Below are 16,986 nucleotides of genomic sequence, written 5' to 3'. Positions count from 1 at the left end.
CACCCAGCGCCAGAACGGCCGCCGTCGCCAGAAGTAACTTGCGCATCAATTTGGTCCTCGGTCAGCCGCAGGTTGACGATTCATCGCAGGCGCCTGGGCAAACCGCCTGAGGCCTCTCAAACAGCAACCTCCGTGCCAAAAAAAGTTCAGTCGTGAAAACAAAATGATACTGGTATCAGGACGCGCGTCCGGATCGTGTGCTGTAAAGCCCTGCGACTCGCCACGGGCCCGCCGTCAGGCTTGCTCCTTATGGTGGAAGCGACGCTCCGCTGCCGCGCAGGCTCCGCTCGCCCGGCGATTCGGACTGCGCCTGGCGGCAGAAGGGCTTTTCAGGACTGCGCTCGTTTGCGCCGAGCACGCGCCCAGGCGGTACTTGCTCGTTCCCGCTGTGGTCGGTTTCCGGCAGTTCCGGCCGGATCCGACGCGCCTCGTCCACGAGGGCGAAGGCCTTCATGGTCCGTCCCAGGTCGCTGCCGGTCACAAGCGGCTCGCAGGACCCTCCGGCCCGAGGCAGCGAAGCGTGCGGTCCGGCTTCCACGAGATCCGCACGACGTGGCCGCGCAATTCCAGCGCCATCCGCACGCGCTCCAGCGCGTCCGGATTGTCCTCCAGCAGCAGCACGTCGCACATGGCCGTTTCCTCGCACCCGGCCCCGCCCGGCCTTCCGGGAGCCAGGGCGTGCCCCGGGAGGGACCGGTCGTCCGGGCCGCCATTCCCCGTCGCCGATTGGCCCCTGCCCGGGAGGCCAGCTCAGCGCGGCCGCTGCGTCAGCAGGATGCCCGTGGCATAGGGGAGGTTGAGCAGCGCTTCCCGGCTGAACCGCGGCCGGCCCGGCTCCAGTCCGTGCAGGCCAAGTCCCAGCCCGCTCAGGTCGTCCACGAACTTCCCGACGTCGAAGCCCGCCGCGCTGATCTGGCCGGGCGACCACTCCATCGCGATCTGGATGGCCGGGTTGGCCGCGATGGTCCGCGCTGCGCCGGCGAAGACCAGCGGCTCCGCCCCCTCCACATCCACCTTCATCACGTCCACCCGGCCACCCATCTCCTCCGCCAGCCGGTCGATCGTGATGCCGGCCACGCGGAAGCTCTCGGTCGGCGGCTCGCCCAGGAGTTCGGTGAAGCTGCGTGGGACCTGCGCAATGCTCGTGTTGCCAGACCGGCCGACCCGCCGATGCAGCGTCAGCTCGCGCTCGCTCTCGCAGGCCGCCGCGTTTCGCATTCCCGCGATCGCCCCGAAGCCGTTGATGTGAACGTTGTCCCGCGCGATCGCGAAAACCCGTGGGTCCGGCTCCACCCCGATCACCTGGCCGGACGGCGCGAAGCGGGCAAAGAGGCAGGTGAAGTAGCCGAAGTTCGCGCCAACATCGAGGCATCGGTCATCGGGCCGCAGGATGTTGACGAAGAAGTCGGTCAGCTCTGTCTCGTACCGTCCGGAAACGATGAACCAGGGGCTGAGCAGCCGGTCTCCCGCCTCCACCAGGAACGCGATCTGCGCCCCGTGCACCACGGCCTTCGTCAGCACCAGCCCATCGCCCATGTAGGTGGAGCGGGCGCCGTGGCTCGCCTCCTCCATGGCCGCCAGGCGTGCTTCCATCGCACGGAGCAGCCTGGCCATCTCGGACATCGCCGCCGCGGGTTGATCCGCACCGGACGACGCCTGCACCGAACTTGCGAGAAAATCCTGGAACTCGACCGTGCCGGCAAAGGACCGGCGGAGCGATCCGATGTCGGGATGGCCCCGGTGGAACTCCACCTCCGCTTGATCATGGGGCTCGCGCCCGACGAAAAGCCGCAGGGCCCAGGCCGCCGCTTCCGCACTCACCATGCCATCAACTCCGATCCAGCCTCGAACACCCGGCGCCCAGCCATCCGCTCGGGCAGGCACCTGCCGGGCATGCCTTCGTCAAACCTGCTCCGCACGCTTGCGCACAACCAACCCGATCGAGGTCAGGACATGGCGTGCCGCCCGGAGCTTCAGGTGCGGCAGCGAGTAGGGCGGCAAGTCGATGAACTCGTCCATCGGCGTCGTGCCCGGGTGCAGGTTCAGCGGCCAGACCTCATGCCCCGCATCCGCCAGCCGGCCCAGCAGCGCCTCGATGTCGCGCTTGCGGAACAGCGAGACCGCCGTGTCCTCGTGGGTGTCGTCGTTGGATTGAAGGTTGAACTCGGTGGTGTGGACGGCCAGCCCGCCCGGCTTCAGCGCCGCCAGGCTGTTCTCGAAGAAGTCCAGTCCGTGCTGGATGGAACCCAGGTGCCCGGAGGCACCCGACGACCAGCAAACGTCGAAGCCCCCGAGGTCGGCGGGAATGGCGTTCATGTCCACCGGCCGGAACGTCACGCGCTCCAGGAAGGTCGCGCGGTCCAGGATGGTGGGCTTCTCCAGGTTGAACAGCCCGCCCGTGTGCTGATGGGCGGGATCTCCGGCTTGCCCCGCGACGATACCCTGCGGCGCGTCGGTCGCCAGCACATCCAGCCCCAGCCGCGCCAGCAGCGCCGGCACCGGCTCCGTGCCGCAGCCGAAGCCGAGCGCCCGGTTGCCTGGCTCCAGCACGCCCGCCGCCCACATCACGGCGGCCACGTAGCAGAACTCCCAGACCTTGCGGTGCTTGTCCGGCGTCAGGTCCAGCGCGCTGCACCAGGTGCGGAACTCCGGCTCGTCGAACTGCGAGGCGGTGCAGAGCTGCGACACGGGCCGCGCCAGCGTCGGCTCCTCGAACACCACGGGGATCGCCGGGTTCTCCGGATGGCGCAGCAAGAAAGCCGGCATGGCGTAGGTCGGGGGCGGCAGCACGGAACGCTGGAGGAAGTCCTGGAACTCCACCGTCGCCGCAAAGGACTGGCGAAGCGATTGCAGGTCGGGATGGCCCCGGTGGAACTCCACCTCCGCCGGATCGGTGGGCTCACGCCCCACGAAAAGCCGCAGGGCCCAGGCCGCCGCTTCCGCACTCACCATGCACATCCACTCCGGTTCCGCAGTCTCCACCGGACCCCGTGGCGAGAGGCCGATGGATCACGATTTCGTGTTACCGGGGTGGTGTTAGCAAGACCAGGACTGCCCTGTCCCGCAGAATCTGGCGGGGATGGCGACCGTTCCTCCTTTCGCGTGCGCGTCCTTCAGAGGACGCCCCGCCGCGCCAAGGAGCGCATCAGCGCGGCGGTGCCGAAGGTCCAGGGCTCGCAGGCATTGGTGGGCCGCATCCGGTTGACCAACGCGCCCAGCCCCGGGGCCGCGATCACCACCAGGTCATCCTGCGCATGGGTGAAGCCCTTGCCCGGCGCGCCGCGGTCCTCCACCGGCGCGAACATGGTGCCCAGGAACAGCACGGCACCGTCCGGATACTGGTGGTGGGGTCCGATCATCTGGGAAACGAGGTCCTCCGGGTCGCGGCTGATCCGCGCGATGGAGGAGGACCCCTCCATCCGGAAGCCATCCTCCCCCTCCACCACCAGCGTCACCGTGGTCTGGCGGATGTCGTCCAGCGAGAAGGCACCGTCGAACAGCCGCAGGAAGGGGCCCAGCACGCAGGCGGCGTTGTTGTCCTTGGCCTTGCCCAGCAGCAGCGCGGAGCGGCCCTCCACGTCGCGCAGGTTCACGTCGTTTCCCAGCATGGCGCCCACGATCCGCCCGCGCGAGGACACGGCCAGCGCCACCTCCGGCTCGGGGTTGTTCCAGGAGGACGCCGGGTGCAGCCCCGCATCCATGCCTGTCCCCACGGCCGACATGGGCGGCGCCTTGGTGAAGATCTCCGCGTCCGGGCCGATGCCCACCTCCAGGTACTGGCTCCAGGCCCCCTGGGCGACCAGCACCTCCTTCAGCCGCATGGCCTCGGCCGAGCCGGGGCGAAGGCGCGACAGGTCGTCCCCCACGAGCCGCACCACCTCCTCGCGGATGGCGGCGGCCGCACCGGAATCGCCGCGCGCGCGCTCCTCAATCACCCGCTCCAGCATGGACACGGCAAAGGTCACGCCCGCGGCCTTGATCGCCTGCAGGTCCACCGGGGCCAGCAGCCAGGGCCGCGCATGGTCGCGCCGGTCGGGCGGCGTGTTGGCCAGGATCTCCGCGATGGCGCCCACCCGCTCGCCGGCGGCATTCTTCAGCGCCCCCGCGGGATCGGCCTCCTCGCAGAGCGCGGACACGGTGGGGAAGCGCGCCGTCACGTCGATGGCGTCCTCCCCGCGCAGCGCCACCACGGAAGGCCCCTCCAGCTCCGGCCGCCAGACGCGGCCCACCAGCGTGGCCTCCCGCCAGTCGGAGGGCAGGACCTGGGCAGGGTCGAGAACAACGCGCGGCATGGGCCGTTCCTCCTCGGGCCGGCGGCCGGGCCTTGTTCTGTGCGGACGGGATGATTCGTCCCGCCGCCACCGCCTGGGCGGCATTGTGACGCCCGCCCGCCCGCCGTCCACCCGCCCCCCTTCGCCACGGGGGCAGTTCATGCCAGGGGTGGGGCAAGAAAGCCGATCAAGGAACCGTCCGGAATGCGCCGCGCATGACCATCGAAACCGCCCTCATCATGCTGGCCGCCGGCTTCCTGGCGGGGGCGCTCAACGCCGCGGCCGGTGGTGGCTCCTTCGTCACCATCCCCGCCATGGTCTTCGTCGGCCTCCCCTCCGTCGCCGCAAACGCCTCCTCCACCGTTGCCCTCCTGCCGGGCACGCTGACCAGCGCCTGGGCCTGGCGTCACGACTACAAGACCCTCCAGGGCATTCCGCTCAGCACCCTTCTGCTGATCAGCCTCGCGGGCGGGCTGGGCGGGGCGTTGCTGCTGCTGGCCACGCCCCAGCGCGCCTTCGACGGCGTGCTGCCATGGCTGCTGCTGACGGGCACGCTGGCCTTCGCCCTCGGCCGCCCCCTGGGCGCGGCCCTGCGGCGCAAGGTGCGGATCGGGCGCGGCCCGGTGCTCGCCGCCCAGATCATGCTCTCGGTTTATGCCGGATACTTCGGCGGCGGGGTGGGCATCATGATGATGGCCGTCTGGGGCATGCTGGGCGAGATCGACATCAAGGCCATGAGCGCGCTCCGCACCCTGCTGGTCAGCGCCGCCAACCTCGTCGCCGTCCTCTGCTTCGTCGTCGCCGGCCCGATCTGGTGGCCCGAGACCCTGGCCATGCTGGTGGCGGCCATCGGGGGCGGCTATGCCGGCGCCCGCCTGGCCAGCCGCATGCCCGACCGCGTGCTCCGCGGCTTCGTGATCCTGTTCAGCACGGTCATGACGGCGGTCTTCTTCTGGCGGGCCTGGCGCTAGGGGCGGGGGACCGTCGCCGGGCAGGTGGCGGTCCCGCCCCGTCTTCACTCAGGGAAGCGGCGCAGGGTGGAACAGCCAGCCCCGCTGGTCAGTGCCCTGGCGCGTCGATCAGGTCGCGCCCGAGAAGCCGGAGCGTCATCTTACGCCCCCGCACGAGCCAGGGATAAACCGCGCCGGCAACACGCTTGTTGCGGAAAAGCAGGCGGTTCAACGCCGCGAAGGAACCGCCCTCCGTGCCGAGCATGGAGAGCAATTGCATGGCATCGACCCCGTAATACGTTCGCCCCTGCCATAGAACCACCATTCCGTCGTTGATCTCGAAACCCTGCTGCCGGAAGCCAGCAACAAGTTCCGGATGGTCCCGCGCGTCGGTCAGCACCACCTTCCCGACATTCTCGCGGATTCGGTAAAGCTCGACGAAACGGGTGCAAAAGGGGCACTCGCCGTCATAAACAACCGTCAGGGAATCCGCCCTGCCTGTTTCATCGGTCATGTGGCGTCGAATGCTCCGGCCACCGGCGTTCCGCGGCGCATGAGGCGCAGCTGCTTCAACAGCTCTCCCCAGGGCACGAAGACGGCGTAAAGGACGGCCCATTGGAAAAACGGGGCGCGAAGCAGGACATAAATCCCCACGTGAAGAGACATGCCGAAGGGCACATAGAACCATTTCAACCGGGGATACAGCATTGAAACGAAGAACGTCCCCTGGAAAAAGAAGACCGCCAGGGAGGAAAGAAAGACGATCCAGTGAAACTGGGCCAGCCAGACCGCCAGGTCGCTGCCCCAGCGAAGTCCGTCCACTGCGAGATAGAATTGCAGCGAGTATCCATTGAACCACTGCCCCTCCCCGACGACGAGCTTTGCGTAGAACGCCGACAGGTACATCAACGCGAAGAACCATTGGATCAGCAGAACGGGCCAGCGTGCCTCGGGGCTGGTGGCGCTCAGCATGTCGACGGCCGGCGCTTTTCGGAACTTGCGCGAAAGCCAGCTGTCCACCGACAGCAGCTTGCCCGAGGGGCCGAGCGCCAGCGCGCCCAGTGCCACCATCATCACCGCCTCCGGATGATGGATGTCGTCGAAGGAACAGGCCCAGCCCTGGAGGAGGGTGCATCCCAGGGCAAAGACAAGCAGGCTGGCATTGGTGAAAAGACCGATCAGGGCCAGGAAGCCCGCGCACATGGTCACGACCTGCACAGACTGCATGGTGCCCAGCGACAGGGCGTAAGCGCCGCCAAAGGGCAGCGACAAGAGGTGGACAACCGGAAGTGGCCAGTAGAGCGAGGAGGGGAGCGCCGCGATGACCTTCAGGGAAGCGAGGTTGTAGCGGGGGTCGAGCAGCAGGAGCCCGAGTTGCAGGCCCACCGCGAGGACGCGGAGCGCGGCGATGTCGAAAAGGGCTGCTGGGCGGAACCAGTATTTCGCCCAAGCCCGCCGCGCACGCGGTGCGAAACCCTGCATCAGAACGAAGCTCCTTGCTGAGGCACGGGCACAACAGCGATCACGTTTGAGGGCAGGGGTTTGATGCCGTTGCGGGTGATTGCGGCTGGATAGTCCTGCACCCGCAGCGCGATCGCATCGGGGTGCAGGTCAAGCACCCTCCTGATTACCTCGTTGGACCGGTCGATCTTTCTGGATAACACCGAGTTAATGACCGCGCCTTCGAACCGCCAGAAACCCATCTGCAGGTCCTCCGGCCGGATCTCGTATTCCCGGCCTTCGCCTGCCACGGCGTAAAGGAAGTGCCGGACATCCAGGCGCTCCCCCTCCTCATGATGGGCGGCGTACATGGGATACCAGAGAAAGGGAAACCACCGGTCGGTATGCGAGAAGCCGGCAACCGTCTGCGTGCCCAGCACCATCAGGATAAAGCCGGATAGCAGCGTCCGGCGAATGATTTGCACCGCATCTGGCACCAGGCCACGTCCTCTCCAGCGCCGAGCTAAACTTGGCTGCGTGTTATATTTCCGCCCGACACTCCGCCTTCGCCCCATTCGCCGGATTAACATGGATCAACCAGAGTCTAAAATTTCATATCTTTAATCAAAATCGATTATAGCGGCGCGTGAGGAGGCCTCGCGCGGCGATGTGCTGCAAGGAAGGTCACTCGCGGCCGGTATCGCCGGCCAGTTCGAGTTCCGCCGCCCAACCAACTTCCGGGAAGCAGGCCGGGCTGGGCCGAGGACGCACGCGCCCGGAGGAAGCGCCCCGATCCTGCGCTCAGGCCTCGCGCCGCCGTGCGCGCGCAGGGGGAGCGCAGGGGGAGCAAAGGTTTCCCGCCGGCCCCGGCGCCTGCTATGCCCGGCCATGCCTTCCAGCGACTTGGCCGCCGTGTCCGTAGCATCCGCATCGCACCACCTCACCAGGTTAGACGCGGCAGGCGGCGGAACTCCCAACCGATGAGCGATCCGCTGCGGAACCGGGGCTGGACCGAGCCGGAACGCCTCGCCGCCCTCGGCCGCACCCGCCTGCTGGACACGCCGCCCGAGCGAAGCTTCGACGACCTCGCGCGGATGGCGGCCGAACTGCTGGGCATGCCGATGGCCGGCATCCATCTGGTGGCCGAGCACCGGCAATGGGCCAAGGCGCAGCTCGGCATCGGCCTGCCCGACATGCCGCGCGACATCGCCTTCTGCCCCCAGGCCATGCTGGAGCCGGACGGGCTGGTCATTCCCGACGCGACCCGGGACTCCCGCTTCGCCAGCAATCCCCTTGTCACGAGGCCGTCGGGCATCCGCTTCTACGCGGGCATGCCGATCGAGGCCGAGGGCCTGCCCATCGGCGCCCTCTGCGTGATCGACAACAAGCCCCACGAGGACGGCCTCGACGAGCGGCAGCGCTTCGTTCTCAAGACCCTGGCCGCCCAGGTCAGCACGGAGATCGCGCTGCGCCGCGCGATCGACGAGCGCGACGAGGCCCTGGCCGAGCGTGCCCGCGCCGGCGCGCTGCAGAGCCAGACGCTGAACAGCGTCATCGACTACGCCATCATCACCACCGACCTGGATGGCCGCGTGAACGGCTGGAACGCGGGCGCCGAGAACGTGCTGGGCTGGACCGCCGACGAGATGATCGGCCAGACCGCCGAGCGCTTCTTCACGGCAGAGGACCGGATGGCCGGCCGCATGGCGACGGAGATGCGCTGCGCGCTGGAAACCGGCCGGGGCAATGACGAGCGCTGGCACCTCCGCAAGGACGGCCGGCGCTTCTGGGCCAACGGCGCCATGATGGCGCTCCGCGCCCATGCCGGCGAAGCCGTCGGCTTCGTCAAGGTGCTCCGCGACCGGACGGAGCAGCACGAGGCCGCCGAGGCGCTGCGCGCGGCGGAGGCGCGCCTGCGCCGCGCGCAGGAGGCCGGGCGGGTCGGCGTGTTCACGGTGGGCGTGGAGGACGCCATCCTCCACGCGACCCCGGAGTTCTGCCGCCTCTACGGCGTGGCCGAGCGCGAAAGCATCCCCGCCGAGGAGTTCGAGCGGCTGGTGATCCCCGAGGATGCCGCCCTGGTGTCCCGCGCCGCCAGCCGCCGCCAGGGCATCGCGATCCGCGACGTCCGCTACCGCATCCGCCGAGCCGATACGGGGGAGCTGCGCTGGATCTCGCGCCGGGGCGAGATGGAGCACGACGCCGATGGCCGTCCCGTCCGCTTCGTGGGCGTCGCCCAGGACATCACCGAGGAGCGCGCCGCCCAGGACGCGCTGGCGCGGAGCGAGGCGCACTGGCGCGGCATTTTCGAGCGCCTCCAGGAAGGCCTGATCACCGGGGAGCTGGTGCGCGACGCCGCCGGCCGCGTGACGGACTGGCGCTACCTGGAGGTGAACCCGGCCTGGGGCATCCAGGTCGGCATCCCCTCCGAGCAGGCTGCCGGCCGGACGGTGCGCGAGCTGTTCCCGGGAATCGAGGACGCCTGGATCGACGAGATGGCCGCGGTGGTCGAAACCGGCGTGCCTGCGGCCTTCAGCCGCCCGGTCGGCTCGCTCGCCCGCTGGTACGAGGGGCACATCTTCGCGCTGGCGGGCGACCGCTTCGGCGTGATCTTCACCGAGGTCACGGAGCGCCAGTCGGCGGAGGCGCGGCGCCTCGCCCTGCTGAACCTCGACGACCGCCTGCGCGACATGCAGGACCCCGCCGCCATGTCCCTCGTGGCGGCCGAGGTGATGGGCGTCGCCATGGGAGCCGCGCGCGCCGGCTACGGCACCTTCGAGCCGGAAGGCGAGGTTCTCGCGCTGGAGCGGGACTGGACCATGCCCGGCATCCCCCCCATCGCCGGGCGGCACGGGATGCGCGACTACGGCTCCTACGTGGACGACCTCCGCCAGGGGAGGACGGTGGTCACCGAGGACACGCGGCAGGACCCCCGGACCACCGCCAGGGCCGCCGCACTGGAGGCGATCGCGGTCCGCTCGCTCGTGAACCTGCCGCTCGTGGAGCAGGGGCGCCTGGTCGCCACGTTCTTCGTCGCCGATGCCAGGCCACGGGCATGGACGGAGAAGGAGATCGGCTTCATGCGCGATGCCGCCGAGCGCACCCGCTCGGCGATCGAGCGGCGCCGCGCCGAGAACGACCTGCGCCACCTCGCGGCCTCGCTGGAGCAGCAGGTCGCCCAGCGCACCGCCGAGCGCGACCGGGTCTGGCGCAACTCGCGCGACCTGCTCACGGTGGTCGGGGCCGATGGGATCTTCCGGGCCGTCAACCCGGCCTGGACGGCCATCCTCGGCCACGCGCCCGCCGACGTGGTGGGCCGCAGCTTCCTGGATTTCGTCTGGCCGGAGGACGCGCTGCACACCCAGGGCGGGCTGGAGGAGGCCGCCTCCAGCCGCGACCTGACGAACTTCGAGAACCGCTACCGCCACGTGGACGGCACGCCGCGCTGGATCGCCTGGCACACCTCCGCCGAGGACGACCTCATCTACGCCTATGGCCGCGACGTGACGCCCGAGAAGGAGGCGCAGGCCGCGCTGCGCAAAACCGAGGACGTGCTGCGCCAGAGCCAGAAGATGGAGGCGGTGGGCCAGCTCACGGGCGGCCTGGCGCACGACTTCAACAATCTCCTCACCGGCATCATCGGCAGCCTGGAACTGCTGCAGACCCGCATGGCGCAGGGCCGGATGAAGGATGTGGACCGCTATATCGGCGCGGCCCAGGGCGCCTCCCGACGCGCGGCGGCGCTGACCCACCGGCTGCTGGCCTTCTCGCGCCAGCAGACGCTGGATCCGAGGCCCACGGACGTGAACCGGCTGGTGACGGGCATGGAGGACCTGGTCCGCCGCACCGCCGGCCCCGGCATCCACATCGAGGTGGCGCTCGCCGACGGCCTCTGGCCCACCCTGGTGGATCCGCCGCAGCTCGAGAACGCCTTGCTGAACCTTTGCATCAACGCACGCGACGCCATGCCCGATGGCGGCCGCATCACCATCAAGACAGCGAACAAGTGGATGGACGAGCACGCGGCGGGCGAGCGCGACCTGCCGCCCGGGCAGTATATCGGCCTCTGCGTCACCGACACCGGCACGGGCATGCCGCCCGAGGTGATCGCCCGTGCCTTTGATCCCTTCTTCACCACCAAGCCCCTCGGGCAGGGAACCGGCCTAGGGCTTTCCATGATCTACGGCTTTGTCCGCCAGTCGGGCGGGCAGGTCCACATCTGCTCCGAGGTCGGCCAGGGCACGACCATGTGCCTGTACCTGCCGCGCCATCACGGCGCCGCCGTGGCGGAGGCGCCTCCCGAGTTCACGGATGCGCCGCGCGCGACTGCGGGAGAGACGGTGCTGGTGGTGGACGACGAGCCCACCGTGCGGATGCTGGTGAAGGAGGTGCTGGAGGGGCTGGGCTACACGGCCATCGAGGCGGCCGACGGCATGGCCGGCCTGGCCCTCCTGCGCTCGGCAGCGCGGATCGACCTGCTGGTCACCGATGTCGGCCTGCCCGGCGGCATAAACGGCCGCCAGATGGCCGATGCCGCGCGCGTCACCCGGCCCGGCCTGCGCGTGCTGTTCATCACCGGCTATGCCGAGAATGCCGTGCTCGACGGAAGGCTGGATGCGGGCATGCACGTGCTGACCAAGCCTTTCACCATGGAGGCGCTGGCCAGCCGGATCAGGGCCATCATCGCGGGCGCGAGCGCCTCCGGAACATGAGATAAGCCCTCCATCCGGCAGGTGCGGGTGATCCTTGGTCGCCATGCGGGCTCGCCGCCCGAACCGCCCCGTGCCGCCCTACAAAACCTCACTTCCCCGTGACGAAACCGCTGGTAAACCCGGCTGATGGCGCCGAGCGCAGTGGCCGAGCGGAGCTCCGGGAGGTTGAAGCATGCGGATCGCGATCACGGCGCTGAAGCGGCTTCCGTTCCGCAGCTGGAGCTCGGTCTCGACCGTGCGCGTGCTGGCGGTGGTGGGCATGGGCGTGGCGCTGGGCATGCTGGCGCTCGCCGGCCTCGTGCTGCTCGACGCGCGGGCGGATGCGTGGCGCCAGGCCAAGGAAGCCTCGCTGAACCTGGCCCGCGCGCTTGAGCAGGACATCGCGCGCAACCTGCTGAGTTTTGACCTTTCCTTGCAGGGCACCGCCGGCGCCCTGCATCTGCCCGGGCTCGACCAGGCGACGCCGCAGGTCCGGTACATGGCGCTGTTTGACCGCGCCGCGACGGCCGAATACCTGGGCTCCATCCTGGTGCTCGATCCCGACGGCGCCGTTGTGGCGAGTTCCCGCACGCTCGGCCGCGCTCCGATCAACGTGGCCGACCGCGACTACTTCCGCATCCACCGGGATCAACCGGATGCCGGTCTCTTCATCAGCCGCCCCTACCAGAGCCGCCTGCGCAGCGGGGATCCCAGCATCGCGATCAGCCGCCGCCTCACGGGGGCGGACGGGCGCTTCGAGGGCGTGATCATGGGCGCCCTGCGCCTGGCCTTTTTCCAGGACCTTTTCGGCAAGCTCAACCTCGGCTCGGAAGGCCTGGTCGCCCTGGTGCGCACCGACGGCGTCGTCGTCGCGCGCCTGCCGGGCGGTGAGCGGCAGCCGGAGCGCGACGTCGGCGACACCGACACCTTTCGCCGCATGGCATCCGGCCGCGACGGGCAGTTCGTCGGCCATTCGCCCATCGACGGGGTGGAGCGCCTCTACACCTTCCGCCGCGTGGGCGACTTTCCTCTGCTGCTCACCGTCGGCCTGTCCACCGCCGACATCCACGCCGCCTGGTGGCGCAAGATGGAGCGCCTGGGCTCGATCCTGGTGTTGCTCTGCGGCGCGACCATCGCGCTCTGCCTGCTGTTCCAGCGCGAGATGCTGCGCCGCCTGGCCGCCGAGAGCGCGCTCACCTCCGCCGCCGAGCGCCTCGCGGTCATGGCCGCGACCGATAGCCTGACGGGCCTGGCCAACCGCAGGCAGTTCGATGCGGTGCTGGCGAAGGAATGGCGCCGCGCCATCCGCAACGGCACCTCCTTCTCGCTGCTGCTGGTCGATGCCGACTGCTTCAAGGCGTATAACGACCTCTACGGCCACCAGCAGGGCGACGAGGTGCTGCGCCGGATCGCCGGCTGCATCCGCGCGGCCCTGCTCCGCCCCGCCGATACCGGCGCCCGCTATGGCGGGGAGGAGTTCGCCGTTCTCCTGCCGGATACGGACATGCTGGGCGCCTGGAACATCGCCGAGCGCATCCGCTGTGCCCTCGAGGCCCGGAAGATGCCGCATGACGGCAGCCCATCCGGCTGGGTCACCGCGAGCATCGGGATGGCCACCGCCCAGCCGCAGATCGGCCAGGAACCGGCCGTGCTCGTCGAGGAGGCCGATCGCGCCCTGTACGAGGCCAAGCGCGGTGGACGAAACCGTGTCTGCATCCTGGGTGGCACCGCGCGGAAGGTCGCCTGACGGCCACGGCCTCTCACGCCCGCTGGCGAACGGCCGGGGAGGGCCCGGTTCCCCGCCCGGACATCCACGGGCTCCGCGTCCCGGTGTTGCGCCTCGGGCGCACCGCCAGGGGATCGCCGGCCTGGGATCCGGGACCCGGGATCACAGGCTCATCAGGCTCGCATTGCCTCCGGCGGCCGCGGTGTTGGTGCTGGTCGAGCGCTCGGCGGCCAGCATGTCCAGCGGATAAAGGCCGTCCCGCGCGGTGATCACCGGGCGGATCGGACCATTCATCGCGGCGACCGACCGGATCTGATCCAGGAGATCCTGCGGCGTGCCCTCGAACAGGACGGCATCGAAGCCGTGAAGCCCGCCTTCCGCGGCGATGCGGGCGGCGATGCCGGGGGGAAGCCCGTCCGGGATCGCCGCCGAGGCGGCGAGAAGGGCCCGGTTGCCGGTGGCGAGGCAGGCGGCGAGCTGCAGGATGAGGCCCTCCGGCGTTGTTGCCCGGCACAGGACGGTGCCGCGGGGGTGCAGGGCATAGAGGTTCCGCTCGCCCACGGGGCCGGGCAGTTCCATCTCCAGCCCGGGCCGCGCCGCCGCGCCCTGCCGCGCGCAGCGCTCGGCCAGCCCGCCCATCTCCTGGCGGCGCAGCCAGTCCACAAGGCTTCCCAGTGCCGCAAGCGGCCGGGTGGCGGGCAGGGGTGGCTCGGCCGGGGCGGCCGCGAGCAGGCGGCGCAGGTAGAGCGGCCCGCCCGCCTTGGGGCCGGTGCCGGACAGGCCGTGGCCGCCGAAGGGCTGCACGCCGACCACCGCGCCGATCAGGTTGCGGTTGACGTAGATGTTGCCGGCGCCGGCCGCCGCGGCCAGGCGCCCGATGGTCTCGTCGATGCGGGAATGCACGCCAAAGGTCAGGCCGTAGCCGGTGGCGTTGATGTCGCGCAGCAGCGCCTCCGTTTCGTCGCGGTGGAATCGCAGCACGTGCAGCACGGGGCCGAAGACCTCGCGCTCCAGCTCCCCGATGCGGTTGATCCCGATGATGGCGGGCGCGACGAAGCTGCCGTGGCGGCAGCCCTCGGGCAGGGGCAGGGCGTGCACGGGGCGGCCGGCCGCGCGCATGGCATCGACATGGCCCTGGATGCCGGCCCGCGCCTCCTCCGTGATAACGGGGCCGATGTCGGTGGATAGCCGGCCGGGATCGCCCAGCGAGAGCTCCGCCAGCGCGCCCTTGAGCATGGCCAGCACGCGCTCCGCCCCGTCCTCCTGAAGGCAGAGCACGCGCAGCGCCGAGCAGCGCTGGCCGGCGCTGTCGAAGGCGGAGGCGAGAACGTCGGCCACCACCTGTTCCGCGAGCGCGGAGCTGTCCACCACCAGCGCATTCTGGCCGCCTGTTTCGGCGATCAGGGGAATGGGCTGGCCCGTGGCACCCAGCCGGTTCGCGAGCTGGCGCTGGATCAGGCGCGCGACATCCGTGGAGCCGGTGAACAGGACGGCCTGCGTGCGGGAATCGGCCACCAGCCGGGCGCCAACCCGGCCGTCGCCGGGCAGGAGCTGGAGGGCGCCGGGCGGCACCCCGGCCTCGCGCATCAGGCCGACGGCAAGGGAGGCGATCAGCGGGACCTCCTCCGCCGGCTTGGCGAGCACGGGGTTCCCCGCAGCGAGCGCGGCCGCCACCTGGCCGGTGAAGATCGCCAGCGGGAAGTTCCAGGGCGAGATGCAGGCCACGGGGCCGAGCGGGCGGTGGCTGGCGGCATCGAAGCCGCGCGCCTGGGCGGCATAGTAGCGGAGGAAGTCCACGGCCTCGCGCACCTCGCCCACCGCGTTGGGAATGGACTTGCCGGCCTCCCGCACGATGGGGCCGAGCAGCGCGTCCATGCGCGCCTCCATCAGGTCGGCGGCGCGCTCCAGCACCGCGGCGCGACTGGCGGGGGGCGTGGCGGCCCAGGCCGGGGCGGCGGCCTCGGCCTGGGCGAGGGCGGCATCCACCGCGGCGTCGCCGGCCTCCACCACATGGCCCACCAGGTCGCGCCGGTCGGCGGGGTTGCGGACCTCCCGCGGCTCGCCCTCCGCGGCGCCGCTCCCCAGCAGCGGCACGGCGCGGAGCGGTGCGGCGCTCCTCCGCAGCGTGGCGGCCAGGGAAGTGAGGCGGCCTTCGTCCGACAGATCCAGCCCGGCCGCGTTCCGCCGCGCCGCGCCGAACAGGGCGCGCGGCTGGGCGATGCCGTCATGCGGCCGGCCGGGAGGCACGAGCCGCGCGGCCTCGGCCACCGGGTCCGCCGCCAGCTCCTCCACCGGCACGGCGGTGTCCTGGATGCGGTTCACGAAGGAGGAGTTGGCGCCGTTCTCCAGCAACCGGCGGACGAGATAGGCCAGCAGCGTCTCATGCGTGCCCACGGGGGCATAGATGCGGCAGGGGCGGTCCAGGCGATCGGGGCCGACCACCTCCTCGTAGAGCGGCTCGCCCATGCCGTGCAGGCACTGGAACTCGTACTGGCCGGGGTGCCAGGCGGCGGGGTCGGCCATGGCGTGGATGGCCGCGACCGTGCGGGCGTTGTGGGTGGCGAATTGCGGAAACACGGCGTCGGGCGCCGCCAGCAGGCGGCGGGCGCAGGCGAGATAGGAGACGTCCGTGTGGACCTTGCGGGTGAAGACCGGGAAGCCTTCCAGCCCGTCCACCTGCGCCCGCTTGATCTCGCTGTCCCAATAGGCGCCCTTGACGAGGCGCAGCATCATCCGCCGGCCCGTGCGGCGGGCGAGATCGATGACGCAGTCGATCACGAAGGGCGCCCGGCGCTGGTAGGCCTGCACCACGAAGCCGACGCCGTTCCAGCCGGCCAGGCGCTCGTCGTGGCAGAGCGCCTCCAGCAGGTCGAGCGACAGCTCCAGCCGCTCCGCCTCCTCCGCGTCGATGTTCAGCCCGATGTCGTAGCGGCGGGCCTGGGCGGCGAGGCCGCCCAGGCGCGGCAGCAGTTCCGCCATCACGCGCGGCCGCTGCGCGCGGCTGTAGCGCGGGTGCAGGGCGGAAAGCTTGACCGAGATGCCCGGGCCTCCCTGGATGCCGCGGCCCGCGGAGGCCCGGCCGATCGCGTGAATGGCGCGCTCGTAGTCGCGGAGGTAGCGGGCGGCATCCGCCGCCGTGGCCGCCGCCTCGCCGAGCATGTCGTAGGAATAGCGGAAGCCCTTCGCCTCCATCGGGCGGCTGTTGGCAAGCGCCTCCTCGATCGTCTGGCCCGTGACGAACTGCTCGCCCATCATGCGCATCGCGAGGTCAACCCCGCGGCGGATGACCGGCTCTCCGGCGCGCCCGATCAGGCGCGTGAGCGCCGAGCCCAGGCCGGCCTCGCTGTTCGTGGAGGAAAGCCGGCCCGTGACCACCAGCCCCCAGGTGGCGGCGTTGACGAACAGCGAGGGCGAATGGCCGAGATGGGCACGCCAGTTGCCGCCGCCGATCTTGTCCCGGATCAGCGCGTCGCGGGTCGCGGTGTCGGGGATGCGCAGCAGGGCCTCGGCCAGGCACATCAGCGCCACGCCCTCCTGCGAGGAAAGGGAGAACTCCTGCACCAGAGCCTCCACCCCGCCGCCGCGCCGCTTGGTGCGAAGCGTGGTGACGAGGCGCCGGGCGAGGGGCCCGGCCGAGGCCTCCTCCGCCGGCGTCGGGGCGGCGGCTTCGATCAGCGGGGGCAGGCATTCCTCCTCCGGGCGGCGATAGGCGGCCGTGACGGAGGCGCGAAGCGCGGACGGGCGCCGGAGGTCCTCCTCGAAGCGGAGGAAGGCACCGGGCAGGGTCGGGGCGGAAAGCGTGTCGGTGCTCATCGTCGCGGCGATCCCGGTCTGGATGCGAGAAGGTTAGGGGTTCCCGCAGGGGATCAACATCGAATACTCACGGGTGCGGCCACACGATCCACCGG

12 protein-coding genes are annotated in these 16,986 nt (G+C 70.5%); 3 read left to right on the top strand and 9 right to left on the bottom strand.

The window, feature by feature from the left end:
• Window positions 1-247: 247 nt before the first annotated feature.
• The 5 genes from ACFFIC_RS21655 to ACFFIC_RS21635 form a co-directional block, all read right to left on the bottom strand.
• The gene (locus tag ACFFIC_RS21655) at window positions 248-454 is read right to left on the bottom strand and encodes a hypothetical protein (protein ID WP_377054237.1); all 207 of its coding nucleotides are present in this window, start codon (window positions 452-454) and stop codon (window positions 248-250) included.
• Between the two features lie 23 nt (window positions 455-477).
• Window positions 478-630: a response regulator gene (locus ACFFIC_RS21650; protein WP_377054235.1), complete on the bottom strand. Its 153-nt coding sequence runs from the start codon at window positions 628-630 to the stop codon at window positions 478-480.
• Window positions 631-750: 120 nt separating this feature from the next.
• Window positions 751-1,824 (bottom strand): FkbM family methyltransferase, encoded by a 1,074-nt coding sequence (locus ACFFIC_RS21645; RefSeq protein ID WP_377054233.1) that lies wholly within the window; start codon window positions 1,822-1,824, stop codon window positions 751-753.
• Between the two features lie 78 nt (window positions 1,825-1,902).
• Window positions 1,903-2,952, bottom strand: coding sequence for an SAM-dependent methyltransferase (locus ACFFIC_RS21640; RefSeq protein WP_377054231.1), 1,050 nt, complete (start codon window positions 2,950-2,952; stop codon window positions 1,903-1,905).
• Window positions 2,953-3,113: 161 nt separating this feature from the next.
• Entirely contained in the window at window positions 3,114-4,292 is a 1,179-nt protein-coding gene (locus ACFFIC_RS21635; RefSeq protein WP_377054229.1) for a fumarylacetoacetate hydrolase family protein, read from the bottom strand.
• A 194-nt stretch (window positions 4,293-4,486) separates the two neighbouring features.
• On the opposite strand from ACFFIC_RS21635, the gene ACFFIC_RS21630 reads away from it, so the two are divergent.
• Window positions 4,487-5,242 (top strand): sulfite exporter TauE/SafE family protein, encoded by a 756-nt coding sequence (locus ACFFIC_RS21630; RefSeq protein WP_377054227.1) that lies wholly within the window; start codon window positions 4,487-4,489, stop codon window positions 5,240-5,242.
• An 88-nt stretch (window positions 5,243-5,330) separates the two neighbouring features.
• Here ACFFIC_RS21630 and ACFFIC_RS21625 read toward each other — a convergent pair whose 3' ends face one another.
• Genes ACFFIC_RS21625 through ACFFIC_RS21615 form a run of 3 tightly spaced genes read right to left on the bottom strand, consistent with a single transcriptional unit; the run spans window position 5,331 to window position 7,158 of the window.
• Window positions 5,331-5,735 carry a thiol-disulfide oxidoreductase DCC family protein gene (locus ACFFIC_RS21625; protein WP_377054225.1) on the bottom strand — a complete coding sequence of 135 codons (405 nt, stop codon included), beginning with the start codon at window positions 5,733-5,735 and terminating at the stop codon, window positions 5,331-5,333.
• Window positions 5,732-6,703 carry a hypothetical protein gene (locus ACFFIC_RS21620; RefSeq protein WP_377054223.1) on the bottom strand — a complete coding sequence of 324 codons (972 nt, stop codon included), beginning with the start codon at window positions 6,701-6,703 and terminating at the stop codon, window positions 5,732-5,734. Before ACFFIC_RS21620 ends, ACFFIC_RS21625 begins: the two co-directional genes overlap by 4 nt.
• Complete coding sequence (locus ACFFIC_RS21615; RefSeq protein ID WP_377054221.1) at window positions 6,703-7,158, bottom strand: type 1 periplasmic-binding domain-containing protein; 456 nt, start codon at window positions 7,156-7,158, stop codon at window positions 6,703-6,705. The genes ACFFIC_RS21620 and ACFFIC_RS21615 overlap by 1 nt, the downstream gene beginning before the upstream one ends.
• 483 nt (window positions 7,159-7,641) lie before the next feature.
• Here ACFFIC_RS21615 and ACFFIC_RS21610 point away from each other — a divergent pair, with 483 nt between their 5' ends.
• Both ACFFIC_RS21610 and ACFFIC_RS21605 read left to right on the top strand, forming a co-directional pair.
• On the top strand, window positions 7,642-11,373 hold the full coding sequence (locus ACFFIC_RS21610) for a PAS domain S-box protein (RefSeq protein ID WP_377054219.1): 3,732 nt from the start codon (window positions 7,642-7,644) through the stop codon (window positions 11,371-11,373).
• Window positions 11,374-11,545: 172 nt separating this feature from the next.
• Window positions 11,546-13,099: a GGDEF domain-containing protein gene (locus ACFFIC_RS21605; RefSeq protein WP_377054217.1), complete on the top strand. Its 1,554-nt coding sequence runs from the start codon at window positions 11,546-11,548 to the stop codon at window positions 13,097-13,099.
• A gap of 141 nt (window positions 13,100-13,240) precedes the next feature.
• On the opposite strand, the gene putA is transcribed toward ACFFIC_RS21605, so the two are convergent.
• Complete coding sequence (gene putA, locus ACFFIC_RS21600; protein WP_377054215.1) at window positions 13,241-16,891, bottom strand: trifunctional transcriptional regulator/proline dehydrogenase/L-glutamate gamma-semialdehyde dehydrogenase; 3,651 nt, start codon at window positions 16,889-16,891, stop codon at window positions 13,241-13,243.
• Between the last annotated feature and the right edge of the window lie 95 nt (window positions 16,892-16,986).

The organism is Muricoccus vinaceus (assembly GCF_042433125.1).
GTDB lineage: Bacteria > Pseudomonadota > Alphaproteobacteria > Acetobacterales > Acetobacteraceae > Roseomonas > Roseomonas vinacea.
Note: the sequence above shows the minus strand (reverse complement) of the source record. Positions and strands in the feature narration are given on the sequence as shown.